Here is a 24,545-nt window from a genome sequence, read left to right as displayed (position 1 = left end):
ATTGCCGGTATCGAAAGATACAACGTAAAAGAATCGGTGGAGCGGTAGTTCAGTTGGTTAGAATACCTGCCTGTCACGCAGGGGGTCGCGGGTTCGAGCCCCGTCCGTTCCGCCACTTAATTGATAAGCCCTGAGTCTCTGACTCAGGGCTTTTTCATATCTATATTTTGCGCTTTCAAGGCCGGAATTGTCCTTCCTTACAGCCTTATCTCCCGATATTGTTGCCTTTAGATCAAAAGTCTTATGCCGAACCAGGCGTTTTTGATCAATAAAAAAGTTGCCATAATCTTCCTCATACCACATTTACCCGTTAATGAGAGAAAACATTATGAGCATCCCTGCATTTGGTTTAGGTACTTTCCGCCTTCAGGATCAGGTTGTTATCGATTCTGTCAGCACCGCACTTGAGCTGGGCTACCGTACTATCGATACCGCACAGATCTATGAAAACGAAGCGGCTGTTGGCCAGGCTATCGCTGCCAGCGGCGTGAAACGTGAAGATCTGTTCATCACCACCAAGATTTGGATCGCGAACCTGGCGAAAGGCGCGCTGATCCCAAGCCTGCAAGAAAGCCTGAAAAAACTGCAAACGTCCTACGTTGATCTGACGTTGATCCACTGGCCGTCACCCCACGACGAAGTGCCGGTTGCCGAATTTATGGCTGAGCTGCTGGAAGCGAAAAAGCTGGGGCTGACCCGTCAAATTGGCGTATCTAACTTCACCATCGATTTGATGCAGCAAGCGATTGACGCGATTGGCGCCGATGAAATCGCCACCAACCAAATCGAGCTGTCACCGTTCTTGCAGAACCGCAAGGTGGTCGAATTTGCACAGCAGCACGGCATCGCCATCACCTCTTACATGACGTTGGCCTACGGCAAAGCGCTGCAGGATGAAACGATCAAAAGCATCGCTGCTCGTCACAATGCAACCCCAGCACAGGTGGTCCTGGCTTGGGCATTGAAGCTGGGTTATGCGGTGATCCCTTCCTCGACCAAGCGTGAAAACCTGGCGAGCAACCTATTGGCGCAGCAACTGACGCTGACCGACGAAGATATGGCGCAGATCGCCGCACTGGAGTGCAACGGCCGTCTGGTTAGTCCGGAAGGCCTGGCGCCAAACTGGGATTAATCATTCCTCGCCGTAGTCAGCATAAGGCGTCCATCGGGGCGCCTTTTTTATCGTTTCAGGTATTCACTCACAAAATCAATAAAGCTGCGCAGACGGTTGCTGACGGCGCTGTCGCTGTAGTAAACCGCGTTGATCGGCATGGCGACCGGCAGTGTCGCTTCCACCAGAATCGGGACCAAATCTCCACGTTTGATATCTTCGTCGCTCATAAAGTCCGACAGGCAGGCGATACCGTTGCCATGCAGACAGAGATGGCGCTGGGTTTCTCCACTATTGGTGGTCAAACCGGGGGTGATTTCCAACTGGCTGCCATCTGAACAAGCCAGTGGCCAACGGTTCAAGCTGGGCAGGTCGTTGAAACCGATACAGCAGTGATGTGCAAGATCTTCTACCGTTAGCGGCGTGCCGTGCTGAGCCAGATAAGCGGGGGAGGCGAGCACATGTCGGTAGCTGGTCATCAGTTTGCGTGCTTTCAGCGTAGAATCGGTCAGCTCGCCTACGCGGATCGCGATATCCACTTTTCGCTCGATCAGATTGATAAAGTTTTCCGAAGACACCAGCGATAACGACATTTCTGGATAACGTTCGCGGAACTCGGCCACTAAAGGCGTCAGCATATGCAGCACCACCGGCGTTGCCGCATCGACGCGCAGCAGGCCTTGCGGGCGCTGGCGGCTTTCCATCAGCGCATTTTCCGCCGCGGCCATGTCGTTCAGTACCTTCTGCACCTGGCGAAAGTAATTCTCTCCTTCCTGAGTCAGGCTGATTTGGCGCGTGGTGCGGTTGAGCAACGTTACGCCCAGTTTGCTTTCCAGTTTTTTCACCGTTCGGCTGACTACGGAGTTCGCTTGTTCCAGGCGTTCGGCCGCCCGGCTGAAGCTGCCGCTTTCTACGACGGTGACAAAGGTGATCAACTCGTCAGAGTTTGCTTTCATTTTTGCTCCGATAGCAAAGTTAATTTGAAATTTTGAGCATTTTTATCATTTAAGCATAGGCCGATAATAGCCGTCATCAACTTGAATGCTATTTCGGAGTAAAAAATGCCACTCGCATTACTTGCCTTAACCATCAGCGCTTTTGCTATCGGCACGACCGAGTTCGTGATAGTCGGGTTGATCCCGACTATCGCGGAGCAGCTTGGGGTGACCGTACCGTCCGCTGGATTGCTGGTGACTATCTATGCCCTCGGCGTGGCCATTGGTGCGCCGGTGCTGACGGCCCTGACCAGCCGCATACCTCGCAAACTGCTGCTGGTTGGCCTGATGGTGCTGTTCACTCTCGGCAACCTGCTGGCCTGGCAGTCACCCAGCTATGAATCGCTGGTAGTGGCTCGGTTGTTGACCGGCCTGGCTCACGGCGTGTTCTTCTCTATCGGCTCCACTATCGCCACTAGCCTGGTGGCGAAAGAGAAGGCGGCCTCCGCCATCGCCATCATGTTTGGTGGCCTGACGGTGGCGTTGGTGACCGGCGTACCGCTGGGGACGTTCATCGGCCAGCAGTTTGGCTGGCGTGAGACCTTCCTGGCCGTTTCTCTGATTGGCGCTGTCGCCACGCTGGCCAGCGTTATTCTGGTACCGAGCAATATCAAGAACCAGGGCAGCGCCGGCGTGCGGGAACAGCTGAAAGTGCTGACTCATCCTCGTCTGCTGCTGATTTACGCGATTACCGCATTGGGATACGGCGGGGTCTTCACGACCTTTACCTTCCTTGCGCCGATGATGCAGGAACTGGCCGGCTTCTCTGCTCCGACCGTGAGCTGGATACTATTGGCTTATGGCGTCGCGGTGGCGGTGGGTAACATCTGGGGAGGCAAGCTGGCCGATCGTCATGGGGCCGTGCGTGCGCTGAGCTTTATCTTTGCCGCGCTGGCCATTTTGTTGCTGGTGTTCCAGTTTACCGCCAGCCACAGTATTGCCGCGTTGCTGACGGTGATTGTGATGGGCGTGTTCGCTTTCGGCAACGTGCCGGGGCTGCAGGTGTATGTGGTGCAGAAAGCCGCGCAATACACGCCAAATGCGGTGGATGTGGCGTCCGGTCTCAACATCGCGGCGTTCAACATCGGCATTGCGCTCGGCTCGGTGATTGGCGGCCAGACCGTTGCCTCACTGGGGCTGGCGCAGACCCCCTGGATTGGCGCGTTGATCGTGGTGGTTGCATTGTTACTGGTTAGCTTCAGCGGTCGCCTGGATAAAAAGTCTCAGCTGCAAACGGCTTAATACGTAAAACTCTTGCTGCCTGGCCCGCATTTTGCGGGCCTTTTCGCATTTTTCACCTATTACCCCTCACCTTTACACAGCTATACCGTCAGAAGATTGAAATCGCTGCAGGCGGCCCCTATAACTGAAAAGGTGATGCCCGCAAAAGCCATGCCCTCTATGCAGGGTAGGCGTATAATCAATTCATCGTTGGCGAGTGTTCATCGCCAGTTTTCATGTTAATGGGTAATAGGCGAATCGCGTGCCGAAACGAACTTATGCAATGAGGTATGTTGCAGGTCAGCCAGTTGAGCGAATCTTTCCTGGTGCCGTTAACCAGCCGTTGCCGCCAGGGGCGGCGCTGCCGACGACCGGCGCCCTGCGCGTCATGGTATGGAATATTTTCAAACAGCAGCGAGCCGACTGGCTTTCGGTGCTGAAAAACCATGGCAAAGACGCGCAGCTGGTATTGTTGCAAGAGGCGCAAACCACGCCAGAGTTGGTGAGCTACGCTACCGCCAACTATCTGGCGGCCGATCAGGTGCCGGCCTTTGTGCTGCCGCAGCACCCTTCCGGCGTGATGACGCTGGCTGCCGCTCATCCTGTTTACTGTTGCCCGCTGCGTGAGCGGGAGCCGCTGCTGCGGCTTTCCAAGTCGGCCCTGATCACCGTTTATCCGCTGTACAACGGCGAACTGTTGATGGTGGTGAACATCCATGCGGTGAACTTTAGCCTGGGTGTCGACGTCTACAGCAAGCAGTTGGGGCCGATAGGCGAACAGATCGCCAGTCACCGGGGGCCGGTGATTATGGCGGGGGATTTCAACGCCTGGAGCCGCAAGCGCATCAATGCACTGTATGACTTTGCCGGAGAGATGGCGCTGCGCGAGGTGAGTTTCACCGACGACCATCGCCGCAAGGCCTTCGGTCGTCCACTGGATTTCGTATTTTACCGCAATCTGGGAGTGGTGGAGGCGTCGGTGCTGGTGACCAGCGCGTCGGATCACAACCCGCTGTTGGTGGAGTTTCACCCGGAGAAAGACTCGCCGGTATGGTGAATCGCAGCTAATAAAAAAGCACCCCGAAGGGTGCTTTTTTTGTGCCGAACATTTAAGTATCCGGCGTCATCTTGTTGCCGACAAACAGGGTCAGCTTCAGACCTGGCTGCAGGTTGCCTTTGGCTAGCGTTGAATTCCAACGCATCACGTCGTTAATATCGACGCCGTGACGACGTGCGATACTGGCGAGCGAATCACCTTTACGAACCTGGTAGGTGATACTGCTGTTACTGCCAGTATTGCTGGCCACTTGCAGGGTTTGCCCAACTTTTAAGGCGCTCTTGGCGCGTAAGTTGTTCCAACTCTGCAAATCGCTGGTCTTAACGTTCAGCCGCTTGGCTATGGCCGATAAGGTGTCGCCGGAGCGCACTTTATACGAACTGCCACCGGACAAACCGCTGTTCTTCGCCAACTGCGTCGTTGGCTGAGTCACGGCGATCTGGCCATCGGCCAGCGAGTCTTTCAGCTGATCGGCATGCCCTTTGGGAACCATGATGTAATGGGGCCCGTTGGGTGCCGTAACGCCTTTTTTGTAGCCTGGGTTATACGCTTTCATCTTGGTGACTGAAAGCCCAGCCATCTCAGCCGCCTGAGTCAGCTGGATCTGCTGCCCGACATCGATACGAGCCAGCGCACGGGTTTCATCCGTTTTCGGGAGTTTCACGCCGTACTTCTTGCTGTTCTTGATGATGTCGCTCAGCGCCAGCATTTTCGGGACATAGATTGACGTTTCACGCGGAAGCGACAATGCCCAGAAATTGGTTGGCTTACCCTGGCGTTTGTTTGCCTTCACCGCTTGCATCACGCGGCCTTCACCACTGTTATAGGCGGCTACGGTCAGTAACCAGTCGCCGTTAAACATGCGGTTCAAGCGCTGCATCATGTTAAGCGCAGCGGTTGTCGAGGCGACGACATCGCGTCGACCGTCATACCACTGATTGTTTTTCAAACCATAATTGCGACCCGTTTGCGGCACGATTTGCCATAGCCCTGCGGCGTTGGCACTTGACGTGGCGTGTGGGTCAAAAGCGCTCTCCACTATGGGTAGCAGTACCAGTTCCATCGGCATATTACGTTTCTTAATCTGCCCGACTATCCAGTACATGTACGGCTCTGCCCGTAATGTTACATCGTGGAGATAGCTCTTACTTTTTAAGTACTTTCTTTTCTGATCACGGATCCGGGAATTTTCCGGAACCTCCATCTTCAGCTCGTCGCTAATGAAGTTCCACAGGTCCTGTTGCGCGGCGGGACTGTTGTTATCCAACCACCGCGCCGAGCTCGCTCGGCCATTTCCTGTGTACTCTCCTGCTTCACCATCTTGACCAGCCGAAGACAAACTCTGTGCATGCTGTTCTGGCGCCGGTGCGTCCTGCCTGGACGACTGGCAACCCACTAGCAAGACCGAGGCGAGAAATATCGCTTTAGCCTTCATGTGTGTGTCAATGTAGTTGCTTAAAAGACGAGCAATAATACTTTGCTTCGCCAAATAACACAACTAAAAGCTTAGAAGTTATCTTTCCGCAGGCGTAATTCAGAAAAAACTGAATGAAGGCTTTCCGGTGGTGAATTAAAGCCTAATTTCTTTTGTAAATCAGTGTCATGGCAACGTAAAAACAGGTTAATTTTGCGCTCTAATTGCAACGTGGTCGGCACGCTAGCTTGGCCTTTTGCCCTTAACGCTTCAACATGTTGTTGATATGTTTCAATCTCTCGATCTTCCGGCAAAATAGCCAGCGCAAACTTAAGATTTGAAAGAGTATATTCATGCGCGCAGCAAATTAAGGTGTTATCGGGAAGTTGCGCGAGTTGTTGAAATGAGTCGTACATTTGTTTTGCGGTGCCTTCAAACAGCCTGCCGCAGCCGGCGGAGAAAATGGTGTCGCCGCAGAACAGATAAGGGGCACTATAGAATGCCACATGGCCCAGCGTATGGCCGGGAACGGCGATAGTCCTGTATTGGCGGCCATCGATATCAAAGGTGTCGCCGTCGTGGACGACGTGGTTGGCGCCTTTGCCAGCGGTTTCCTGCGGCCCGTAGACCGCCAGGCCCGGGTATTGCGCGACAATCTGCGCCACGCCACCGACGTGATCGTGGTGGTGGTGGGTCAGCAGGATCGCCGATGGCGCCAGCTGCAGGCGCTGCAGCGCCTCGAGCACCGGCCGCGCTTCACCCGGATCGACGATAATGCAGCGCCCCTGCCGGTCATCCAATAACCAAATGTAATTGTCCTGGAAGGCGGGAATGCTGATAAGATTCATGGTGTACCTCTCGTTGGCAACGGCTTGAAAGAAGATAATAAATCATGAAACCAGCCCATACTCTACAAAAGCTCACCGGCCCGCAGTCCTGGGCTGAGCTGCCGTGGGGGGAGTACTATCGTGAAGCGCTCGAGCGGCAGTTGCAACCCTGGTGGCCCAAGCTGTTCGGTTTCCATCTGCTGAAGATGGGCATGCTCAGCGCCGAGCTGGCCACGGATAAATGCGCAATCTCCCACCAGGTCAACGTAGGGCTGGAGGGGGAAGGGCTGCAGGTGATCGCCGACGCCTATCAACTGCCGTTCGCCGCCAAATCGGTGGATGCCTGCCTGTTGGCACATACGCTGTCCTACGCGGACGATCCGCATCGGATGCTGCGTGAGGTGGATAGGGTGTTGATCGACGACGGCTGGCTGGTTGTCAGCAGCTTCAATCCGTTCAGCCTGCTGGGATTGGGCAAACTGGTGCCCGGATTGCGCCATCGTCAGCCCTATGTCAGCCGCATGTTTACCCAGATGCGGTTGTTGGATTGGCTCAGCCTGCTGAATTACGAGGTGTTGCACCAGGCGCGTTTTCACGTGCTGCCGTGGCAGCGCAAGGGCGGCAAGTTTTTATGCACCCATTTGCCGGCGCTGGGCTGCATGAGCGTGATTGTGGCGCGCAAGCGCACCTTGCCGCTGACGCCCACGCCGATGAAACTGGGGGCGAGAAAGCCGTCTCTCAGCCGCGCGGTGGGCGCGACCAAGAGTTATCGCAAGCTGCCTTAGGCTTCCGGTTGGTAGCCGACGTCATCCTGCGTCGGTTTACCCGCCGCCTCGCGCGCCAGCTCGTCGCAGCGTTCGTTCTCCGGATGGCCGGCGTGGCCCTTGACCCACTCCCATTTAACGGTGTGGCGCTGAATGGCCTGATCCAGCCGCTGCCACAGATCGACATTCTTGACCGGTTTTTTGTCGGCGGTTTTCCAACCGCGTTTCTTCCAGTTATGGATCCAGCTGGTAATGCCCTGGCGCACGTACTGGCTGTCGGTGCTGAGCGTCACGGCGCAAGGCACCGTCAGCGCTTCCAGCGCCACGATCGCCGCCATCATTTCCATGCGGTTATTGGTGGTCAGACGAAATCCTTCGCTGAAGGTTTTTTCCGTCTGCTTATAGCGCAGTATCGCGCCGTAGCCACCGGGGCCAGGGTTGCCAAGGCAGGAGCCGTCGGTGAAAATTTCTACCTGTTTGAGCATCTCTGGTAGACTCTTCCTATCAGTTTTATAAAAGCCAAGTCTGACATAAACGAGCGCTGTGAGCACTGCAATATGATCTCTACAACCACCAGACAGATTGTCCTCGATACCGAAACCACCGGTATGAACAAGCTTGGGGTGCACTACGAAGGGCACCGCATCATCGAAATCGGTGCGGTGGAAGTGATTAACCGCCGCCTGACCGGGCGCAACTTCCACGTATACATCAAGCCGGATCGGCTGGTGGATCCGGAAGCGTACGGCGTACACGGCATCAGCGACGACTTCCTGGCCGACAAACCGACCTTCGATCAGGTTGCCGACGAATTCCTCGACTTTATCCGCGGCGGCGAGCTGGTGATCCATAACGCGGCGTTCGATATCGGCTTTATGGATCACGAATTCCGCATGCTGCAGCAGGGGATCCCGAAGACCGAGACCTTCTGCACCATCACCGACAGCCTGATGATGGCGCGCCGCCTGTTCCCGGGCAAGCGCAACAACCTCGATGCCTTGTGCAGCCGCTATGAGATAGACAACAGCAAGCGTACGCTGCACGGCGCATTGCTCGATGCCGAGATCCTGGCGGAAGTCTATCTGGCGATGACCGGCGGTCAGACGTCGATAGCGTTCCAAATGGAAGGCGACACCCAGCAAAACGATGCCGCGCAAGAAATACAGCGTATCGTCCGCCCGGCTACGGCGATGAAAGTGGTCTACGCCAGCGACGAAGAAATAAAGGCGCACGAGGCGCGTCTGGATCTGGTGGCGAAGAAGGGCGGCAGCTGCCTGTGGCGCGGGGCGCCGGCGGAATAACGGCGTTTTTGCACGAAAAAAACGCACTGGGCAACCCTTCGTTGAAAAACTGTGCAAACGGTTCATTTGCGGAGAAAAAGGCGTTGACGGAACCGAGAGGCGTCCGTAATATGCGCCTCGTTCCCCCGCAAGAGGGAATGGCGCGGAGCGGTAGTTCAGTTGGTTAGAATACCTGCCTGTCACGCAGGGGGTCGCGGGTTCGAGCCCCGTCCGTTCCGCCACTATTCAGAAGCCCTGAGTTAGCGATAACTCAGGGTTTCGTCGTTTCCGCTCTCGGCAAAACGGTGCGGCCCAGGGAACGGGGCCGGCAGACCGGCCCCTTATCCTCAGAACAACACCGAGTAATTCAAACCGAAGGTGCGTCCGCGGCCTTTATAGCTGTACAGCTCAGGTGAGCCGTAGGTCGGGCTGTACAGGATCGGCGCGCGTTGGCCCCAAACGGTGGTGTACTCCTTATCCAACAGGTTTTCCACGCTGAAGCTGATTTTCCCCACCGGCAGGGCATAGCTGCCGAGGAAATCGAGGGTGTTGTAGCCATCTATTTTGCGGCCTTGGGTGGAGTTGGCCTTGGTATAATCGCCGTCGTCCGACACGTCGAAGGTTTGCTGCGACTGCAAGCGCAGATTCCAGTCGCCCGGCGCCCAGCCGACGTAAGCGGTGACTTTCGATGGGCTGGCGGTATCGACCACCAGCTTCTTCCATTCGCCGTTGACCTTGGTTTCAGAACGGATGAAGTTGAAGTTGGTGCCGGCGCTCCAGTCGCTGTCTTCGAAGAAGTAGTCCACCGCACCTTCCAGCCCATAGATGCGCCGCTTGTCCGCATTGACGTTAATGGTCATGTCGGTTTTGTTGATGGCGATGCTCTTGTCGGACAACGAGTAGTAGGCGGCGATTTGCGTGCGCAGGTTATCGCCGGTATAGCGCCAGCCCAGCTCGTAGGCGTTGACCTTGATGCCTTCCAGCTTGGAATCGCCGACGTTGACGCTCTTCAGCAACTGGTAATGGCCGCCGTTCAACGCGTAGGTGCCGTTGCCGTAATATTTGCCCGGATCCGGGATCTCGAAGCCCTGAGAGAAGTTGAACCAGGTTTGCTGACGCTCGGTCAAGTGCGCCAACAGACCGGCGTTGAACAGCGCATTGTTGTAGTCGGTTTTCCCTCCCGGGATGGCGTCGGCGGAGGCGGCGGCGCCGGTGGCGATCGCCTGCTGCTGGTTATAGCCGACGAAGTCGTCGATCTTGTTTTCGGTGTACTGGTAACGCACGCCGCCGCTCAGGGTGAAGATGGGATTGATGTCGTAACTGGCCTGCAGGAACGACGCCAGGTTGCTGGTGGTATAGCTCGGGTAGCGGCCGGTGCCGTAAGCGTTCTCCAGCGTCATGCCGCCGGACTGTTGGGCCTTCGCCAGGTTGAAGAACTGCTGGTTGGCGTTGAAGCTTTCATGCTCGGCGTCGATGCCGTAAGTCAGCGTCAGCGCGTCGACAGGTTTGCTGTTTAACGTCAGTTTGCCGCCGTAAAAATCGGTTTTTTGCTGCGAAGCGCCAATGCTGCTGACGTAATAGTTCGGCGCTTTGCCCGCCAGCGTTGGGAAGGGGTAGAAGGTCAACGTTTCGTCGCGGTAGTAGACCTGCGCCACCAGATCCTGGCCGAGGAAATCGGTGTTGGAATATTGCAGGTTGATCAGGTGGCGCTCGGTGCCGGGGATGCGATCGGAGTTTAAGTTACCGCTGTTGTACGCCTTGGCGTTGCCGGTCACCGCCGCGAAGTTTTCCCCCAGAAACAGGCCGTGATCGCCGTCGGACTGGCTTTTGTAGTATTGGGTGGTCAGCTGCAGCTGTTGATGATCGTCGATGTTGAGGGTGCCGGTGCCCATCACATCGAGGCGATTGGAATACTGCAGGCCGGTTTGAGTATTGTCGATCAGCACCTCGTTGCCTTTGCCGTCGTACCAGCCGCCGTAACGCTGGTAAGAAACGGACAGCCGCCCCGAGGCGTTGTCGTTGCCGCCGCTGACCGCCGCCGCCACGTTCTCGTCGTGATCGTTATGGCCGCCGAAGCCGGTTTTGCCGCCGACCTGCAATTCGACCTGCTGCTCTTTCTGTCCTTTCTTGGTCACGATATTGATCAGGCCGCCGGTGCTGCCGCCGCCGTACAGTGCGGTCGCGCCGGAAATCACCTCAATATGGTCGATATTGAACGGGTCGATCGAATCCAACTGGCGGCTGTCGCTGCGCGACGAGTTCAGGCGTACGCCGTCGATCATCACCATCATCGAACGGCCGCGCATATTCATGCCGTAGTTGGTGCGGCCCTGGCCGCTGACGTCCATGCCGGGGATCAGCTGCGCCAACATGTCCTTGATCTCTTTGCCGCCCTGGACCTGCTGTTCGATCTCCTGACTTTCGATCACCCATGTCGTCTGCGCCATTTCCGCCGCGCTGCGGTGTGAACGGCTGGCGGAGACCACCACCTGCTCTTCGCTGCCGTTTTTCTGATCTTCTGCCCAGGCCGCCGGCGCAAGCAACGCCAGCAGACATGGGTTTAATACCCAAAGAGGTTTGCGTTTCATCGTTATTTCCCAGGTGATATTGTCGTTACGTTTTTTTGAGAATGCTTCTTTTATCAATAACGTTTCTTGTTATCAATAAAATCATGATATGATTTTTTGCGATGCATTAACGTAATTAATTAGTTTTATTAACATTTATCCGCTGCGCGATCGCGCGGCCACGCCGCCAACACGGCAGCCGATCGGTCATACGTAAAAGCGACAGCCGTTGCCGGAGAGTCGAGAACATGTCCGCCAGCTACAGAATTTTTGATATCACCCTGAAAAGCAAAACGCTGATTTCGCCCTCGCTGCTGCGCTGCGTGTTTGAAGGTGCGGATGTTCATCGCATGAAGCTGGAAGCGCCTGACCAGCGCATCAAACTGCTGTTCCCGGCGGCGGACGGCAAGATCACGCCGTTGGCCAACGGCCCGGACTGGTACGGCGATTACATGGCGCTCCCCAAAGAACAGCGTCCGGTAATGCGCACCTATACGCTGCGTGCGCTGCGCCGCGAGCAGAATCAGATGGACGTCGAGTTCGTGCTGCATGGCGTGAACGGCCCGGCTTCAGCCTGGGCGACCCATGCCGAACCCGGAGACATGCTTCAAACGGTCGCCCCCAACGGTGACTTCGACGGCGACAGCGGCGGTTACGAATGGGCGCCGCCGGCGCAGTTGCAACAGGCGTTGCTGATCGCCGATGAGACGGCGGTGCCGGCGGCGATGGCGATTCTGGAACAGCTGGCGCAGCAGGCCAATCCGCCGCGGGTGCAGGCGTTTTTCGAGGTGCCGGTGGCGGCGGATTGCCTGGATTTGGCGCATTTCCCGTTCGCCGACGTTTATTGGCTGCCGCGTGACGTCGGCCGCCAGCTGGTGCACGGCACGCTGCTGGTGGAAGCGGTGCGCCAGCGGGTGGATATCCCCGCATCGGCCTGTGCGCAAGCGCAGTCCCTGGCGGAAAGCAGCCTGAGCGATGAGGTGTTGTGGGAGCGGGCGGCCGGCAGCAACGCTTTCTATGCCTGGGTGGCGGCCGAGTCTTCCGCGGTGAAAACGCTGCGGCGTTACCTGATTGGCGAACGCGATCTGGATCGCTCCACCGTCAACTTCATGGCCTATTGGTGCTGAGTCGGCCGCCGCCGTGCGCCTCCATCATGGGCTCTACCGCCTGGAGGCCTAAGGCGCGTCGAGCAGGCTGACGTGCGCCGCTACGATGCGCCAGCCACAGGGCAGCTTGACCCAGGTTTGCATTTGCCGCCCCCTGCGGTTGCTGCCCGGCCGATGAAATTCCGTGCTGGCCACCGCCATATCTTCACCAAAAGTCGTGATTTGGGTGTTTTCCAACAGCCGCTCCAGTCCGTTGGCCGGGCGCCGTTGACGAAAATCGCGGATTTCGTCGATACCGTAGAGGCTTTCGGTGGCGCCATAGCGCACCGTGCGCGCGTCGTGCCAGAACAACTCGTCCAGCACATCGATGTCATTGCTGATTAACGCCTGCTCATAGCGGTAAAAGGCGGCGTTGACCTCCGCCAGCACCGCCGGCCGATCGATATGTTCACTGTTCATTGATTACTCCTGTTTGCAGACGCAAGTGGCGATGCCGGCGCATTCCAGCGCATAGGCGGCGCGCAGCGCCAAATCTTCGCGCCACGGCGGGGCGATCAGTTGCAGGCCGATCGGCAGACCGGATGCGCTTTTCAAAGGAACCGTCACGACCGGCAGGCCAAGGAAGGAAATCGGCTGCGTCAGCATGCCCATACTGGCGCGGATAGGCAGATCGACGCCGTTGATGCGCATCGTTTCCTGGCCGATCGGCGTGGCGCTGCATGGCGTCGCCGGGGCGATCAAAATGTCCCAGTGCTTGAACAGCGGCGCGGCTTGCCGGCGAAACGCGTGACGAAAGCGCTGTGCCTGCAAATACCAGGTGGCGGGGAGCATGGCGCCGGCCAGCAGTCGTTCTCGCGACAGTGGCTCGAAGCGTTCGGGTTGGCTGCGCAACTGCGGCAGATAGCGATGGCCGCCCTCTGAGGCGCTGAGGATAAAGGCCGCCGATCGGGCCAGCTCGGCCTGCGGCAGCTCGACTTCGGCGCTGGCTGCCAGCGCTTGCGCCACCTGGTTGACTGCAGCTTTGGCGTCATCATTGCACCATTGCAGGAAATAGCCGCCTAACACGGCGCAGCGCAGGTTCTGGCTGCCCTGTGCCAGCAACGCTTCAGTGCGGGAAATCGGCCGATCGCTCTGGAACGGATCCTCGGCGTCGATGCCCTGCATCGCGTCATACACCGTCGCGAGATCGTGCACCCGGCGGGCGAACGGGCCAATGTGATCCAGGCTGTCGACAAACGGCTGGCTGCCGCTGCGCGAAAGACGGCCGAAGGTCGGTTTCAGACCATAAATGCCGCACAGCGAGGCGGGCACGCGTATTGAGCCATTAGTGTCGCTGCCGAGCGAAAAGGTCACCAGGCCGGCCGCCACCGCTGCGGCCGAGCCGCCCGAAGAGCCGCCGGCGATGCGCCCGAGGTCATGCGGGTTTCGGGTGGCGCCGTAATGGCTGTTCTCGGTGGTGAAACCGTAGGCGTAGGCGTCCATGTTCAACATGCCGCAAAGCAACGCGCCTTGATCCGCCAGCCGGGAGACGCCCCAGGCGTCGCGGCTGGCCGGTGGCCGATCGCTGAACAGGCGGGCGCCGGCCAGCGTGTTTTCACCGGCGACGTCGAACAGATTTTTTACCGCATAGGGAATGCCGGCCAAAGCGGGCAGCGTTTGCCCAAGCGCGCGCGAACGGTCAAGGCGATCGGCTTCTTTTTGCATGCGTTCCCGGGTGATGTGCGTAAAGGCGTTCAGCGCGGGATTCTGACGGTCGATGTGATCGAGCGTATGCCGGACGATCTCGCGCGCCGAGAGCGCGCCGCGTTCAAGGGCCGTACGGATCTCGGCGAGCGACAGGGCGCTTAAGGGATTCATGGGCGATATACCCCCGCGATTTCCTGGCGCGGATCCAGCGGGAAGGCCATCAGCGGTTCGGCCAGCGCGGCGATGCGTTCGATCTGTTTCAACAGTTCCCGGCGGCGGACATCGTCCAGTTCCACGGCCAGCACGGTTTCCATCTGGTGGATATAGGCCGCCCAATCGGCGGCGTGTTGATTGTTCATAAGCGATCCCGAGAAATAAGAGAGTCAGAAGCCGGCGGCGCTGCCGTTGCTTCGCGGATCGAAAGCGCCTTCGAACATGCCGTTGGTGTGACGTACGACGGCGCCGGCATGGCCGACCGTTTCGCTGAACGCCGGCAGCAGTTCAACGGCGTGGCCGCGCTGTCGCAGATAGTCGAGGGTCGCCGCGTTAAAGCGCCCCTCAAGCTTCAACGAGTCCGAACTTTCGCCCCAGGTTCGCCCCAGCAGCCAGCGCGGCGCGCTGATCGCCTGTTGCAGCGGCAGCCCTTGCACCACGTGCCGCACGAACAACGCCGCTTGAGTCTGCGGCTGGCCGTCACCGCCCATCGAGCCGTAGATCAGCGTGCGTCCGTCATACAGCCGGGCGGCGGCCGGGTTCAGCGTATGGAACGGCTGCTTGCCCGGCGCCAGCGCCAGCAGATGATCGGCGTCCAGGCTGAAAGAGGCGCCGCGGTTTTGCCACAGGACGCCGCTGTTCGGCAGTACCATGCCGCTGCCGAATTCGTGGTAGATGCTCTGAATGAAGGAGACCGCCAGCCCGCTGCTGTCCATCACCCCCATCCAGACCGTATCGCCGGGTCCTTTGCCCTGGCCCCAGTCGGCCGCTTTTTGGCCGTCGATGCGCCCGGCCAGCCTATCCAAATGGTCGGCCGCCAGCAGCGCCTGCGGATCCTGCGTCATGTGGCGCGGATCGGTGATGAAACGGTCGCGCAGATCGAACGCCAGCTTGGTGGCCTCGACCACGGCGTGCACCACGGCGCCTTCGCTCTGTCCGACCAGCGGCAGACGGTCGGTCAGCCCGAGGATGGCAAGCGACACCAGCCCTTGGGTCGGGGGAGCCAGATTGAATATTTCACCTTTTTGGTGTTCCAGGCGCAGCGGAGGACGGCGGCATGGCCGATAACTCGCCAGATCCTGAGCGGTAAGCGGCATGCCCAACATCGCCATGTCCGCCGCCATGCTTTCAGCCAGCGGGCCGCGATAAAAACTGTCGAGCCCGTCCTCACTCAGTGCGATCAGCGTATCGGCCAGCTGCGGTTGGCAGAATCGTTGGCCGGCAAGTGGGATCTTTCCCTGCGGCAGGTAAATGCGGGCGAAGGGGGCGAACTCCTCCAGCTCGTGGCGTTTGCTGCGCGTCGCCGCCTCTTGGGAGGCGGTGACCGGAATGCCGTCGGCGGCGTAGCGTATGGCGTCGGCGAGCAACCGCGACAGCGGCAGCGGCGTTTCGCCCAGTTCGGCCGAATAGGCCAACGCCTCCTGCCAGCCGCCGACGGTGCCGGCCATGGTCAACGCCGCTTTTGGGCCGCGCTGCGGGATGCGGCTTTCTCCGGCGTACAGCGCCGGCGTCGCCAGCGAGCCGGCGGCGCCGCTGGCGTCGATGGTCAGCGGCTCGCCCTGCGGCGGCACGATCAGCCAGAAACCGTCACCGCCGATGCCGTTCATGTGCGGATAGACCACGGCGATGGTTGCGGCGGCGGCTACCATCGCCTCAATGGCGTTGCCGCCTTCGCGCAGCACCGCCAGCGCGCTTTCGCTGGCGAGATGGTGTGGCGTGACCGCCATGCCCTGTGGCGCGGTATTGCTGTTAATCATGTTTCTGCCCTTGTCTGAGGTGAGCGTTCGGGTAACAGAAGCAAGAGGCGTTCCACTTTTAATCAGGACGATTAATTGCTTGTCAGAGAGGGGCCGGGGCGTGCTATGTTCCGGTGAAACAAAAGTTACAGCGAGAGTGATGATGCAGCCCTTCGATGAACGCCTGCGCAACGAATATCCGCAATTGGCGCCGCAGGAACAGCGCGTCGCCGACTTTATCCTCGATCATTTCGATGACCTGATCAGTTACAACAGCGCCGAGCTGGCGCGCTTGAGCGGGGTTTCTAAAGCCACGGTCAGCAGGCTGTTCAAGCGGTTGGGGTATCGCAGCTACAAGGACATGCGCGCTGAGCTGCGCACCCTGCGCCAGAGCGGCATGCCGGTGACCGACGAGAGGCATGCGGTGCAGGGCAATACGCTGCTGGCGCGGCATTACAAGCAGGAAATGGCTAACCTCTCGCACTGGGTGAGCCATCTCGATGTGGAGCAATTCGGCGCGGTGATCGCCGCGCTGGCGCGGGCGCGGCGGGTCGCGCTGCTAGGGTTTCGCAACAGCTATCCGATAGCCATGCATCTGCGTCAGCAGCTGATGCAGGTGCGGGAGCGGGTGCTGCTGATGCCGCAGCCCGGCCAGACGCTGGCGGAGGAGCTGGTCGATCTCGCGCCGCAGGATATGGCGGTGGTGGTGGCGTTTCGGCGCCGGCCGCGTCAGCTCAAGGCGATACTGACGCAGCTGCAAACTCGCCGGGTGCCGACGCTGTTGATCTGCGAACCGCAGGCGCAGTCGCTGATCCCGCTGGCGGACTGGCATTTGGCCGCTTCGCTGGACAGCGTCTCCGCCTTCGACAGCTATTCAGCCGCCATGAGCTTATGTAACCTGCTCAGTAACGCCCTGCTGCATGAGATGTTGGAGCAGGGGCGATCGCGTATTCATCACATTGCCGGTCTGTATCAGGATTTGGACGAACTGGAACCGCGCTAACCGGCGCTTTTTTGGTGCTGATGCACATTTTTAGTGCATCTCTGGCCTGCCTGCCTTCCCTTTCTCCGTCGCCGGCCCGCTGAGGCCGGCAGGTTTTTTCTCGTTAATCAGCGCCAGTTAAGGCATGGGTTCGACGTATTTTCGATTGGCACATTAGTTGCAGCGTTTGTGGTGTAAGAATCTTTTGTTTCATCTTTTCACCATCGGGGATACGCTATGAACATCAAAAAAACGCTGTGGACGGTTTTCACTGGGATCGCCTTGCTGGCGCAGGCCGCGCCGACCATGGCGGATCAATTGCAAGAGATCCGGCAGCGCGGCGTCCTGCGCGTGGCGGTGCCGCAGGATTTCCCGCCATTCGGCTCGGTGGGCACCGATCTGCAGCCCCAGGGTTATGACATCGATATGGCGCGTTATCTGGCCGATAAGATGAAACTTAAGTTGCAGTTGGTGCCGGTCACCAGCGCCAACCGGGTGCCTTATCTGCAGACCAATAAAGTGGATCTGGTGATCTCCAGCCTGGGCAAAAATCCGGAGCGTGAAAAGACCATCGCCTTCAGCCGCGCCTATGCGCCGTTCTTCCTGGGGGTCTTTGGTCCTAAAGACGGCGCGTTGGCGGACATGGCGCAGCTCGATGGCAAGACCGTCGGCGTCACGCGCGGTGCGGTGGAGGATATGGTTCTGAGCGACGGCGCGCCTAAAGGGGCGCAGATCAAGCGTTATGAGGATAACAACACGACGCTGTCGGCCTATCTCTCCGGGCAGGTGCAGTACATCGCCACCGGTAACATGGTGGTGAGCGCCCTGGCGCGCCAGAATCCGGGCAAGGCGCCGGCCGCCAAGTTCATGTTGAAAGATTCGCCGTGCTTCGTGGGGTTGCGCCAGGGAGAACCGGCCTTGAAAGCGGCGGTGGATGCGCTGATTGGACAGGCGCTGGCGGACAAGACGCTGAATGGGCTGTCGGAGAAATGGTTGAAGGCGCCGCTGCCCGATGGTTTTGGCGCATAACGGGAGCGGCGGATGACCTATCAGCTGAATTTCTCCGCGCTCTGGCCCTACATGCCTGAGCTGTTGGCGGGGTTACTGACGACGATGGCGCTGACGGCGCTGGCGACGTTGATGGGGGTTGCGCTGGGCATTTGCGGCGCGGCGATCCGCAGCGGCCGGGCCGGCGCGCTGAGCCGCCTTTGGGGCGTTTACGTCGAAGTGGTGCGCAACACGCCGTTCGTCGTGCAGTTGTTCTTCATCGTGTTCGGCCTGCCGAGCTTGGGCTGGAAACTGACGGCCGGGCAGGCGGCGCTGCTGGCGATGGTGATCAACCTTGGCGCCTACAGCACCGAAATTATTCGCGCCGGCATTCAGGTCACGCCGAAGGGGCAGTGGGAAGCGGGACGCGTGTTGGGCCTCAGCCGCAGCCAGACCTTTTTACGCATCGTACTGCCGCCGTCGCTGCAGCGTATTTATCCGGCGTTGGTGAGCCAGTGCATCATCGTGATGCTGGGATCCTCGGTGGTGTCGCAGGTCTCGTTCGAAGAGCTGACCTTCGCCGCCAACCTGATCCAGTCGCGCACCTTCCTCAGCTTTGAAGTCTATCTGGTGACGGCGCTGCTTTATCTGTTGTTGTCGCTGTTGATGCGTCAACTGTTGCTGGCCGCCGGGCGGCGTTTTTTAGGGAGCCGGAACTGATGCTGACGTTTACCGATTGGGACATCGTGCGCAATCTGCTGTTGGCGGCTCGCTGGACGCTGCTGCTGTCGTTGACGGCATTTTTCGGCGGCACGCTGGTGGCGCTGCCGCTGGTGTTGATGCGCCTGAGCAAGCGCCGCTGGGCAATGCGTTTTGTCCGCGTTTACGCTGAACTGTTTCAGGGCACGCCGCTGCTGATGCAGCTGTTTTTGGCGTTTTTCGGTCTGGCGCTGTTCGGCGTCGACGTCAGCCCATGGACCGCGGCCGCGCTGGCGCTGACGCTATTCACCAGCGCTTTTCTGGTGGATATCTGGTCCGGCAGCATCGCCGCCTTGCCGAAAGGTCAGTGGGAGGCAGCCCGTTGTCTCGGGCTGAGTTTCACGCAGACGCTGATGCGCGTCATCACGCCGCAGGCGGTGCGTATCGCCATTGCGCCGACCGTCGGTTTCTCGGTTCAGGTGATCAAGGGCACCGCCTTGGCGTCGATCATTGGCTTCGTCGAGCTGACCAAGGCCGGCACCATGCTGAACAATGTGACTTATCAGCCCTTCAAGGTGTTTGGTCTGGTCGCATTGGGCTATTTCCTGATGTGCTATCCCTTGTCGCGTTACAGCCATTATCTGGAGAAGAAATGCCATGCCGATCATCACCATTAATCAGGTTCAAAAATATTACGGTCAGAATCATGTGTTGAAGGGCGTGGATCTGGATATCGACATGGGGCAGGTGGTGTCGATCATCGGCCGCAGCGGGTCTGGTAAAAGCACGCTATTGCGCTGCATCAACGGGCTGGAAGGGTATCAGGAAGGGAGCATCAAACTGGGCGGCATGACCATCACCGATCGCGATTCGCAGGCGCGTGAAATCAGCCGCTCGATTGGCATGGTGTTTCAGAACTTCAACCTGTTCCCGCATATGACGGCGCTGGAAAACGTGATGCTGGCGCCGCGCCGGGTGCTGAAAAAAAGCGCTGCCGAGTGCCGCGAGTTGGCCGAACAGATGCTGAACAAGGTGGGATTGGGTGAGCGCATGCATTACGCGCCGGCCAACCTTTCCGGCGGGCAACAGCAGCGGGTGGCGATCGCCCGGGCGCTGGCGATGAAACCGAAGGTGTTGCTGTGCGATGAGATCACCTCGGCGCTGGATCCCGAGCTGGTGGGTGAAGTCCTGAAGGTGCTGGAACAGTTGGCGCGAGAGGGCATGACGCTGATTCTGGTCACTCATGAAATGAGCTTCGCCCGCGAGGTGGGCGACCGGGTGGTATTTATGCACCAGGGCAAGGTGTGGGAGCAGGGAAATAGCCGCACGCTGTTCGCCAATCCGCAAACGCAGGAATTGAAACAGTTTATCGCTTCTGTGCGCGGGTTGTCAGAAGCCTGATTTCGGCAAATAAAATGACAAGTTATTAAGCTGGTAAGGAAATAACATGCTAACTACTCCGCAGTTCGAACAGATTAACCCGCCGGCGCGCCTGTTGATGGGGCCGGGGCCGATCAACGCCGATCCGCGCGTGCTGCGCGCCATGTCGAGCCAACTGATCGGGCAGTACGATCCGGCAATGACCGGTTACATGAATCAGGTCATGGCGCTGTATCGCGCGCTGTTCCGCACCGAAAACCGCTGGACGATGCTGGTGGACGGCACCTCACGCGCCGGCATCGAGGCGCTGTTGGTTTCCGCCATTCGTCCGGGCGATAAGGTGCTGGTGCCGGTATTCGGCCGCTTCGGACATCTGCTGTGCGAAATTGCCCGCCGTTGTCGCGCCGAGGTACACACGATAGACGCGCCGTGGGGCGAGGTGTTCAGCGCCGATCGCATCGAAGACGCGATTAAGCGGGTGCGCCCGCGCCTGCTGCTGACGGTGCAGGGCGACACGTCCACCACCATGCTGCAGCCGCTGCATGAGCTGGGCGATATCTGCCGCCGCCACGGCGTGCTGTTCTATACCGATGCGACGGCGTCCTTTGGCGGCAACCCGCTGGAGACCGACGCCTGGGGGCTGGATGCGGTCTCCGCCGGGCTGCAGAAGTGCCTGGGCGGCCCTTCCGGCAGTTCGCCGGTCACCCTCAGCCCGCAGTTTGAAGAGATCGTGCGCCGTCGCAAATGCGTGGAGGAGGGGATCCGCACCGCCGAACATGCCGACGGCGACGACGAGATGATCTACTCCAACTATTTCGACCTCGGCATGATCATGGATTATTGGGGGCCGGAACGCCTGAATCACCATACCGAAGCCACCAGCATGTTGTTCGCGGCACGAGAATGCGCGCGGGTGATCCTCGAGGAAGGGCTGGATCAGGCCATTGCCCGCCACCGGCTGCACGGCGCGGCGATGCTGGCGGGCATCCAAGGCATGGGGCTGGCGGTGTTCGGCGATCTCGAGCACCGCATGAATAACGTGCTCGGCGTGATGATCCCGCCGCAGGTGCACGGCGAGCAGGTGCGGCAGATGATGCTGAACGATTTCGCTATCGAAATCGGCACCTCGTTCGGCCCGCTGCAGGGCAAGATCTGGCGCATCGGCACCATGGGCTACAACGCGCGCAAAGATTGCGTGCTGCAAACGCTGGCGGCGCTGGAGGCGGTGTTGAACCGGTTGGGCTTCGCCACGCAACAGGGGGAGGCCCTCCAGGCGGCCTGGAACCTGTACGATGCAGGACGGCCAGAATGACGCCGCAGGAGGCGCAGCAGGCTGCCGCGCGGGTGATGGCGCGCTGTGACGAGCTGGCGGCGATCAGCGCGGAGCCCGGTAAACTGACGCGTCTTTATCTGTCTGCGGAACATCGGCGCGCCAACGTTCTGGTGGGCGAATGGATGCGCGAGAGCGGCATGCGGGTGTGGCAAGACAGCGTCGGCAATATCTGTGGCCGTTATGAAGGGCTAACGCCCGGCGCCCCCGCGCTGCTGCTCGGTTCGCATCTGGACACGGTGCGCAACGCCGGGCGTTATGACGGCATGCTCGGCGTGCTCACGGCGCTGGAAACGGTGGCGCAATACCACCGCCAGGGGCGTCGTTTGCCGCTGGCGCTGGAGGTGATCGGCTTTGCCGACGAAGAGGGCGCTCGCTTCGGCGTGACGTTGCTGGGCAGCCGCGGCTTGACCGGCCAATGGCCGCAGGAATGGCTGGCGCAGACTGACGCGGACGGGGTGAGCATCGCGCAGGCCATGCGCGACTTCGGGCTGGAGCCGACGGCGATCGCGCAGGCGCGCCGCGCGCCGCAGGAAATCCGCGCTTATCTGGAATTGCATATCGAACAGGGCCCATGTCTGGAGGCGGCCGACCTGGCGCTGGGGGTGGTGACGGCGATCAACGGCGCGCGTCGGCTTAACTGCGTCTTTAGCGGGGAGGCGGGCCATGCCGGTACGGTGCCGATGGGGCAGCGCAAAGACGCGCTGGCGGCCGCGGCGGAATGGATAACGGCGGTTGAAACGTTGACCCGCGCCGCCGATCCGCATCTGGTGGCCACCGTCGGCTGCATCGAGAGCCTGCCGGGCGCGGCCAACGTGATCCCGGGCGAAGTGCGATTGACGCTCGACGTGCGCGGCCCGCAGGATGCGCCGCTGGCGGCGCTGTTGGCGACGTTGCTGGCGCAGGCGCAGACGATCTGCGCACGCCGCGGAGCGCGCTTCGCCAGCGAGGAGTTTTACCGCATTGACGCCACCGCCTGCGATGGCGATCTGCAGCGCCGCTGGCAGGCGGCCGTCGAGCAGGTACAGGGGCAGAGTCTGGCGCTGCCGAGCGGCGCCGGTCATGACGCCATCGCCGCGGCGGCGCAATGGCCGGTCGGCATGCTGTTCGTGCGTTGCGCCGGCGGCGTCAGCCATCATCCGGCTGAAGCGGTGCGGCAGGCGGACGTAGCGCTGGCGATCCAGGCCTATTGCCTGACGATCGCCGGCTGGGATCGCGTTTAATCAGTCAAGACGCAGAAAGCTGTCGGCATCGCGCCAGGCCGGGAAGGCGCTGCGGTAACTCTGCAGGGTTTCCAGCGACAGCTCGGCGTCCAGCCGCGCGGCTGCGCCGGGCTCGGCATCCGCCAGGATCTCGCCCTGCGGGCTGATGATCAGGCTGTCTCCGCTGTAGTTCAGGCCGTTCGGATCGTCGCCCACCCGGTTGCAGCCCGCCACATACACCTGATTTTCAATCGCCCGCGCCGCCAGCAGCGTTTGCCAATGGCGGCTGCGCGGCGCCGGCCAGTTGGCGACGTACAGCGCCAGATCGTAATCCTGCTGATAGCGCGCCCAGACCGGGAAACGCAGGTCGTAGCAGATCTGCGGCAGGATGCGCCAGCCGCGCCACTCGACGATTTCGCGCCGGTTGCCGGCCTGATAGTGCAGGTGTTCGCCGGCCATGCGGAACAGATGGCGTTTATCATAGGCATGCACCTGGCCGCCCGGCTCCACCAGCAGAAAGCGATTGACCGCGCCTTCGGCGGTTTTCAGCGCCACGCTGCCGCCGATCAACGCGTGGCTTTTCACCGCCCAACCGTGCAGCCAGTCGATCACCTGCTGTTCGGGCAGGGCGCTCTCGCCGGCATCCATGGCAAAACCGGTGGTGAACATTTCCGGCAAGACGATGAGATCGCGCCCGACGATCGGCGCCAGCAACGCGTCGAAGGCGGCCAGGTTAGCGAGGCCGTCGCGCCAGACCAGAGGTTGCTGCAACAGGGTAATTTTTAAAGTCGACATAACCGCTCCGCAGCTGCATCCAGCGTGGCGTCCTGTTTAGCGAAGCACAGCCGGATCAATTTATGGGGGAAAGGATCGGCACAGAAGACCGACAGCGGAATGGCCGCCACGCCCACGTGCTCGGTTAACCAATGGCAGAACGCCACATCGTCCAGATCGGAGATGGCGCTGTAGTCCGCCAGCAAGAAGTATGTACCGGCGCAGGGTAAAATTTCCAGTCGGCTGCTCGCCAGCGCTTGCACGAAGCGGTCGCGCTTGGCGCGGTAGAATGCCGGCAACTGTCGCCAGTGCTCCGGCTCGGCGCGCAGGCTATCCGCCAGCGCCAGCTGCGCCGGGGTGTTGACCGAGAAGGTCAGGTATTGATGCACCTTGCGCACCTCGGCGCTCAGCGCGGCGGGCGCCACGCAGTAACCCACTTTCCAGCCGGTCATGTGGAAGGTTTTACCGAAGGAGGACACCGCGATCGCCCGTTGGCGCAATTGTGGGTGGGCCAACACGCTGGCGTGCCCGCCTTTGGCGAAGCAGATGTGTTCGTAGACTTCGTCGCTGAGCACGTAGATCTCGCGCTCGGCGATGGCGTGCCACAGCTGCTGCATGTCTTCCGCCTGCCAGGCGGTGGCGGACGGGTTGTGCGGCGTATTGACGATCACCAGACGGGTGCGCGGCGACAGCGCGGCGGCGAACCGTTGCCAATCCACGGCAAATGCGGGCGGCTGCAGGGCGAGGCGTTTGAGTACGCCGCCGGCCAGCGTCACCGCCGGCGCGTAGCTGTCGTAGCTCGGATCGAAACAGACCACCTCATCGCCGGGGCGCACCAGCGCGGTGATGGCGGCGAACAGCGCTTCGGTGGCACCGGCGGTGACGGTCACTTCGCTGCCGGCATCCGGCTGCCAGCCATACAGCTCGGCGGTTTTGTCGGCGATGGCTTCGCGCAGCGCCGCCACGCCGGTCATTGGCGCATATTGGTTGGCGCCCTGGGCGACGTGCCAGGCCAGGCGTGCTTTCAGGTAGTCCGGCCCGTCAAAATCAGGGAAGCCCTGCGACAGGTTGATCGCCTGATGCTGCTGCGCCAGCGCGCTCATCTGGGTGAAGATGGTGGTGCCCAGGGCAGGCAGTTTACTGTCGGGAATCAATGCGGAAGTGCTCATAGCAGGTGAATACTCCAGGCGCTTATATTGCCGTCAATATAACAC

The 24,545-nt window shown here is 60.0% G+C and carries 24 protein-coding genes and 2 tRNA genes; 15 read left to right on the top strand and 11 right to left on the bottom strand.

The annotated features are described in order from the left end of the window. The first annotated feature begins 38 nt into the window (after positions 1-38). Positions 39-115, top strand: a tRNA-Asp gene (locus tag ACJ8M3_RS13810). A gap of 213 nt (positions 116-328) precedes the next feature. Beyond that, a complete protein-coding gene (dkgB, locus tag ACJ8M3_RS13805) occupies positions 329-1,132 on the top strand; it encodes a 2,5-didehydrogluconate reductase DkgB (protein WP_033650993.1) in 804 nt (267 codons plus the stop codon). 47 nt (positions 1,133-1,179) lie between these two features. Here the strand turns inward: dkgB and yafC are convergent, their stop codons facing one another. After that, a complete protein-coding gene (yafC, locus tag ACJ8M3_RS13800; RefSeq protein WP_004930183.1) occupies positions 1,180-2,067 on the bottom strand; it encodes a DNA-binding transcriptional regulator YafC in 888 nt (295 codons plus the stop codon). Between the two features lie 105 nt (positions 2,068-2,172). On the opposite strand from yafC, the gene ACJ8M3_RS13795 reads away from it, so the two are divergent. Both ACJ8M3_RS13795 and ACJ8M3_RS13790 read left to right on the top strand, forming a co-directional pair. Then, the gene (locus ACJ8M3_RS13795) at positions 2,173-3,348 is read left to right on the top strand and encodes an MFS transporter (protein WP_046688268.1); all 1,176 of its coding nucleotides are present in this window, start codon (positions 2,173-2,175) and stop codon (positions 3,346-3,348) included. 241 nt (positions 3,349-3,589) lie between these two features. After that, complete coding sequence (locus ACJ8M3_RS13790; RefSeq protein WP_025160092.1) at positions 3,590-4,384, top strand: endonuclease/exonuclease/phosphatase family protein; 795 nt, start codon at positions 3,590-3,592, stop codon at positions 4,382-4,384. A gap of 52 nt (positions 4,385-4,436) precedes the next feature. Here ACJ8M3_RS13790 and mltD read toward each other — a convergent pair whose 3' ends face one another. Continuing rightward, entirely contained in the window at positions 4,437-5,819 is a 1,383-nt protein-coding gene (mltD, locus tag ACJ8M3_RS13785; protein WP_033650995.1) for a murein transglycosylase D, read from the bottom strand. A gap of 71 nt (positions 5,820-5,890) precedes the next feature. Next, the gene (gene gloB / locus ACJ8M3_RS13780) at positions 5,891-6,646 is read right to left on the bottom strand and encodes a hydroxyacylglutathione hydrolase (protein ID WP_442514696.1); all 756 of its coding nucleotides are present in this window, start codon (positions 6,644-6,646) and stop codon (positions 5,891-5,893) included. A 44-nt stretch (positions 6,647-6,690) separates the two neighbouring features. Here gloB and ACJ8M3_RS13775 point away from each other — a divergent pair, with 44 nt between their 5' ends. After that, positions 6,691-7,410 (top strand): class I SAM-dependent methyltransferase, encoded by a 720-nt coding sequence (locus tag ACJ8M3_RS13775; protein WP_060659928.1) that lies wholly within the window; start codon positions 6,691-6,693, stop codon positions 7,408-7,410. Here the strand turns inward: ACJ8M3_RS13775 and rnhA are convergent. Then, a complete protein-coding gene (gene rnhA, locus ACJ8M3_RS13770; protein ID WP_033641944.1) occupies positions 7,407-7,874 on the bottom strand; it encodes a ribonuclease HI in 468 nt (155 codons plus the stop codon). The genes ACJ8M3_RS13775 and rnhA overlap by 4 nt on opposite strands. Before the next feature lie 72 nt (positions 7,875-7,946). Here rnhA and dnaQ point away from each other — a divergent pair, with 72 nt between their 5' ends. Together dnaQ and ACJ8M3_RS13760 are read left to right on the top strand one after the other, a co-directional pair. After that, positions 7,947-8,690 carry a DNA polymerase III subunit epsilon gene (gene dnaQ, locus ACJ8M3_RS13765; protein WP_033641945.1) on the top strand — a complete coding sequence of 248 codons (744 nt, stop codon included), beginning with the start codon at positions 7,947-7,949 and terminating at the stop codon, positions 8,688-8,690. 144 nt (positions 8,691-8,834) lie between these two features. Continuing rightward, positions 8,835-8,911: transfer RNA gene (locus ACJ8M3_RS13760), tRNA-Asp, on the top strand. 105 nt (positions 8,912-9,016) lie between these two features. On the opposite strand, the gene ACJ8M3_RS13755 is transcribed toward ACJ8M3_RS13760, so the two are convergent. Beyond that, complete coding sequence (locus ACJ8M3_RS13755; protein WP_033641946.1) at positions 9,017-11,257, bottom strand: TonB-dependent siderophore receptor; 2,241 nt, start codon at positions 11,255-11,257, stop codon at positions 9,017-9,019. A 227-nt stretch (positions 11,258-11,484) separates the two neighbouring features. On the opposite strand from ACJ8M3_RS13755, the gene ACJ8M3_RS13750 reads away from it, so the two are divergent. Beyond that, positions 11,485-12,363 (top strand): siderophore-interacting protein, encoded by an 879-nt coding sequence (locus ACJ8M3_RS13750; protein ID WP_206358907.1) that lies wholly within the window; start codon positions 11,485-11,487, stop codon positions 12,361-12,363. Between the two features lie 48 nt (positions 12,364-12,411). Here ACJ8M3_RS13750 and hpxZ read toward each other — a convergent pair whose 3' ends face one another. From hpxZ to ACJ8M3_RS13730, 4 genes are read right to left on the bottom strand one after another with little or no spacing between them, the layout of a single operon-like run. Then, on the bottom strand, positions 12,412-12,801 hold the full coding sequence (gene hpxZ, locus ACJ8M3_RS13745) for an oxalurate catabolism protein HpxZ (protein WP_033641948.1): 390 nt from the start codon (positions 12,799-12,801) through the stop codon (positions 12,412-12,414). Between the two features lie 3 nt (positions 12,802-12,804). Further along, positions 12,805-14,199, bottom strand: coding sequence for an AtzE family amidohydrolase (locus ACJ8M3_RS13740; RefSeq protein WP_060659926.1), 1,395 nt, complete (start codon positions 14,197-14,199; stop codon positions 12,805-12,807). Beyond that, positions 14,196-14,387 (bottom strand): oxalurate catabolism protein HpxX, encoded by a 192-nt coding sequence (hpxX, locus tag ACJ8M3_RS13735; RefSeq protein WP_033651000.1) that lies wholly within the window; start codon positions 14,385-14,387, stop codon positions 14,196-14,198. The genes ACJ8M3_RS13740 and hpxX overlap by 4 nt, the downstream gene beginning before the upstream one ends. A gap of 24 nt (positions 14,388-14,411) precedes the next feature. After that, entirely contained in the window at positions 14,412-15,998 is a 1,587-nt protein-coding gene (locus ACJ8M3_RS13730) for a gamma-glutamyltransferase family protein (protein ID WP_442514695.1), read from the bottom strand. A 142-nt stretch (positions 15,999-16,140) separates the two neighbouring features. On the opposite strand from ACJ8M3_RS13730, the gene ACJ8M3_RS13725 reads away from it, so the two are divergent. From ACJ8M3_RS13725 to hpxK, 7 genes are all read left to right on the top strand, one after another. Further along, complete coding sequence (locus tag ACJ8M3_RS13725; RefSeq protein WP_033644199.1) at positions 16,141-16,980, top strand: MurR/RpiR family transcriptional regulator; 840 nt, start codon at positions 16,141-16,143, stop codon at positions 16,978-16,980. A 216-nt stretch (positions 16,981-17,196) separates the two neighbouring features. Beyond that, positions 17,197-17,988: a transporter substrate-binding domain-containing protein gene (locus tag ACJ8M3_RS13720; protein WP_033641952.1), complete on the top strand. Its 792-nt coding sequence runs from the start codon at positions 17,197-17,199 to the stop codon at positions 17,986-17,988. A gap of 12 nt (positions 17,989-18,000) precedes the next feature. Next, positions 18,001-18,666, top strand: coding sequence for an amino acid ABC transporter permease (locus ACJ8M3_RS13715; protein ID WP_033634112.1), 666 nt, complete (start codon positions 18,001-18,003; stop codon positions 18,664-18,666). Further along, positions 18,666-19,322: an amino acid ABC transporter permease gene (locus ACJ8M3_RS13710; protein ID WP_033641953.1), complete on the top strand. Its 657-nt coding sequence runs from the start codon at positions 18,666-18,668 to the stop codon at positions 19,320-19,322. The genes ACJ8M3_RS13715 and ACJ8M3_RS13710 overlap by 1 nt, the downstream gene beginning before the upstream one ends. Continuing rightward, a complete protein-coding gene (locus ACJ8M3_RS13705; protein WP_033641954.1) occupies positions 19,303-20,046 on the top strand; it encodes an amino acid ABC transporter ATP-binding protein in 744 nt (247 codons plus the stop codon). Before ACJ8M3_RS13710 ends, ACJ8M3_RS13705 begins: the two co-directional genes overlap by 20 nt. Before the next feature lie 46 nt (positions 20,047-20,092). Continuing rightward, entirely contained in the window at positions 20,093-21,337 is a 1,245-nt protein-coding gene (locus tag ACJ8M3_RS13700; RefSeq protein ID WP_033641955.1) for a pyridoxal-phosphate-dependent aminotransferase family protein, read from the top strand. Further along, complete coding sequence (gene hpxK, locus ACJ8M3_RS13695) at positions 21,334-22,578, top strand: allantoate amidohydrolase (RefSeq protein WP_197665288.1); 1,245 nt, start codon at positions 21,334-21,336, stop codon at positions 22,576-22,578. Before ACJ8M3_RS13700 ends, hpxK begins: the two co-directional genes overlap by 4 nt. Here the strand turns inward: hpxK and ACJ8M3_RS13690 are convergent, their stop codons facing one another. Together ACJ8M3_RS13690 and ACJ8M3_RS13685 are read right to left on the bottom strand one after the other, a co-directional pair. Beyond that, positions 22,579-23,352, bottom strand: coding sequence for an amidohydrolase (locus ACJ8M3_RS13690; protein ID WP_033641957.1), 774 nt, complete (start codon positions 23,350-23,352; stop codon positions 22,579-22,581). After that, positions 23,340-24,500, bottom strand: coding sequence for a pyridoxal phosphate-dependent aminotransferase (locus tag ACJ8M3_RS13685; RefSeq protein WP_033641958.1), 1,161 nt, complete (start codon positions 24,498-24,500; stop codon positions 23,340-23,342). The genes ACJ8M3_RS13690 and ACJ8M3_RS13685 overlap by 13 nt, the downstream gene beginning before the upstream one ends. Positions 24,501-24,545 lie beyond the last annotated feature (45 nt).

Source organism: Serratia sp. CY55921 (assembly GCF_052167655.1).
GTDB lineage: Bacteria > Pseudomonadota > Gammaproteobacteria > Enterobacterales > Enterobacteriaceae > Serratia > Serratia ureilytica.
The sequence above is the reverse complement of the archived record's forward strand: the minus strand, read 5'-3'. Positions and strand labels throughout refer to the sequence as shown.

What these genes read in the sequence shown, in the direction of transcription:
- hpxZ (WP_033641948.1), bottom strand. Translation starts at nt 12,801, where the DNA reads ATGAACAGTGAACATATCGATCGGCCGGCGGTGCTGGCGGAGGTCAAC.
- hpxK (WP_197665288.1), top strand. Translation starts at nt 21,334, where the DNA reads ATGACGCCGCAGGAGGCGCAGCAGGCTGCCGCGCGGGTGATGGCGCGC.
- mltD (WP_033650995.1), bottom strand. Translation starts at nt 5,819, where the DNA reads ATGAAGGCTAAAGCGATATTTCTCGCCTCGGTCTTGCTAGTGGGTTGC.
- hpxX (WP_033651000.1), bottom strand. Translation starts at nt 14,387, where the DNA reads ATGAACAATCAACACGCCGCCGATTGGGCGGCCTATATCCACCAGATG.
- ACJ8M3_RS13700 (WP_033641955.1), top strand. Translation starts at nt 20,093, where the DNA reads ATGCTAACTACTCCGCAGTTCGAACAGATTAACCCGCCGGCGCGCCTG.
- ACJ8M3_RS13685 (WP_033641958.1), bottom strand. Translation starts at nt 24,500, where the DNA reads ATGAGCACTTCCGCATTGATTCCCGACAGTAAACTGCCTGCCCTGGGC.
- ACJ8M3_RS13690 (WP_033641957.1), bottom strand. Translation starts at nt 23,352, where the DNA reads ATGTCGACTTTAAAAATTACCCTGTTGCAGCAACCTCTGGTCTGGCGC.
- rnhA (WP_033641944.1), bottom strand. Translation starts at nt 7,874, where the DNA reads ATGCTCAAACAGGTAGAAATTTTCACCGACGGCTCCTGCCTTGGCAAC.
- dkgB (WP_033650993.1), top strand. Translation starts at nt 329, where the DNA reads ATGAGCATCCCTGCATTTGGTTTAGGTACTTTCCGCCTTCAGGATCAG.
- gloB (WP_442514696.1), bottom strand. Translation starts at nt 6,646, where the DNA reads ATGAATCTTATCAGCATTCCCGCCTTCCAGGACAATTACATTTGGTTA.
- ACJ8M3_RS13705 (WP_033641954.1), top strand. Translation starts at nt 19,303, where the DNA reads ATGCCGATCATCACCATTAATCAGGTTCAAAAATATTACGGTCAGAAT.
- yafC (WP_004930183.1), bottom strand. Translation starts at nt 2,067, where the DNA reads ATGAAAGCAAACTCTGACGAGTTGATCACCTTTGTCACCGTCGTAGAA.
- ACJ8M3_RS13795 (WP_046688268.1), top strand. Translation starts at nt 2,173, where the DNA reads ATGCCACTCGCATTACTTGCCTTAACCATCAGCGCTTTTGCTATCGGC.
- ACJ8M3_RS13740 (WP_060659926.1), bottom strand. Translation starts at nt 14,199, where the DNA reads ATGAATCCCTTAAGCGCCCTGTCGCTCGCCGAGATCCGTACGGCCCTT.
- ACJ8M3_RS13750 (WP_206358907.1), top strand. Translation starts at nt 11,485, where the DNA reads ATGTCCGCCAGCTACAGAATTTTTGATATCACCCTGAAAAGCAAAACG.
- ACJ8M3_RS13730 (WP_442514695.1), bottom strand. Translation starts at nt 15,998, where the DNA reads ATGATTAACAGCAATACCGCGCCACAGGGCATGGCGGTCACGCCACAC.
- ACJ8M3_RS13720 (WP_033641952.1), top strand. Translation starts at nt 17,197, where the DNA reads ATGAACATCAAAAAAACGCTGTGGACGGTTTTCACTGGGATCGCCTTG.
- ACJ8M3_RS13775 (WP_060659928.1), top strand. Translation starts at nt 6,691, where the DNA reads ATGAAACCAGCCCATACTCTACAAAAGCTCACCGGCCCGCAGTCCTGG.
- ACJ8M3_RS13755 (WP_033641946.1), bottom strand. Translation starts at nt 11,257, where the DNA reads ATGAAACGCAAACCTCTTTGGGTATTAAACCCATGTCTGCTGGCGTTG.
- ACJ8M3_RS13715 (WP_033634112.1), top strand. Translation starts at nt 18,001, where the DNA reads ATGACCTATCAGCTGAATTTCTCCGCGCTCTGGCCCTACATGCCTGAG.
- dnaQ (WP_033641945.1), top strand. Translation starts at nt 7,947, where the DNA reads ATGATCTCTACAACCACCAGACAGATTGTCCTCGATACCGAAACCACC.
- ACJ8M3_RS13725 (WP_033644199.1), top strand. Translation starts at nt 16,141, where the DNA reads ATGCAGCCCTTCGATGAACGCCTGCGCAACGAATATCCGCAATTGGCG.
- ACJ8M3_RS13710 (WP_033641953.1), top strand. Translation starts at nt 18,666, where the DNA reads ATGCTGACGTTTACCGATTGGGACATCGTGCGCAATCTGCTGTTGGCG.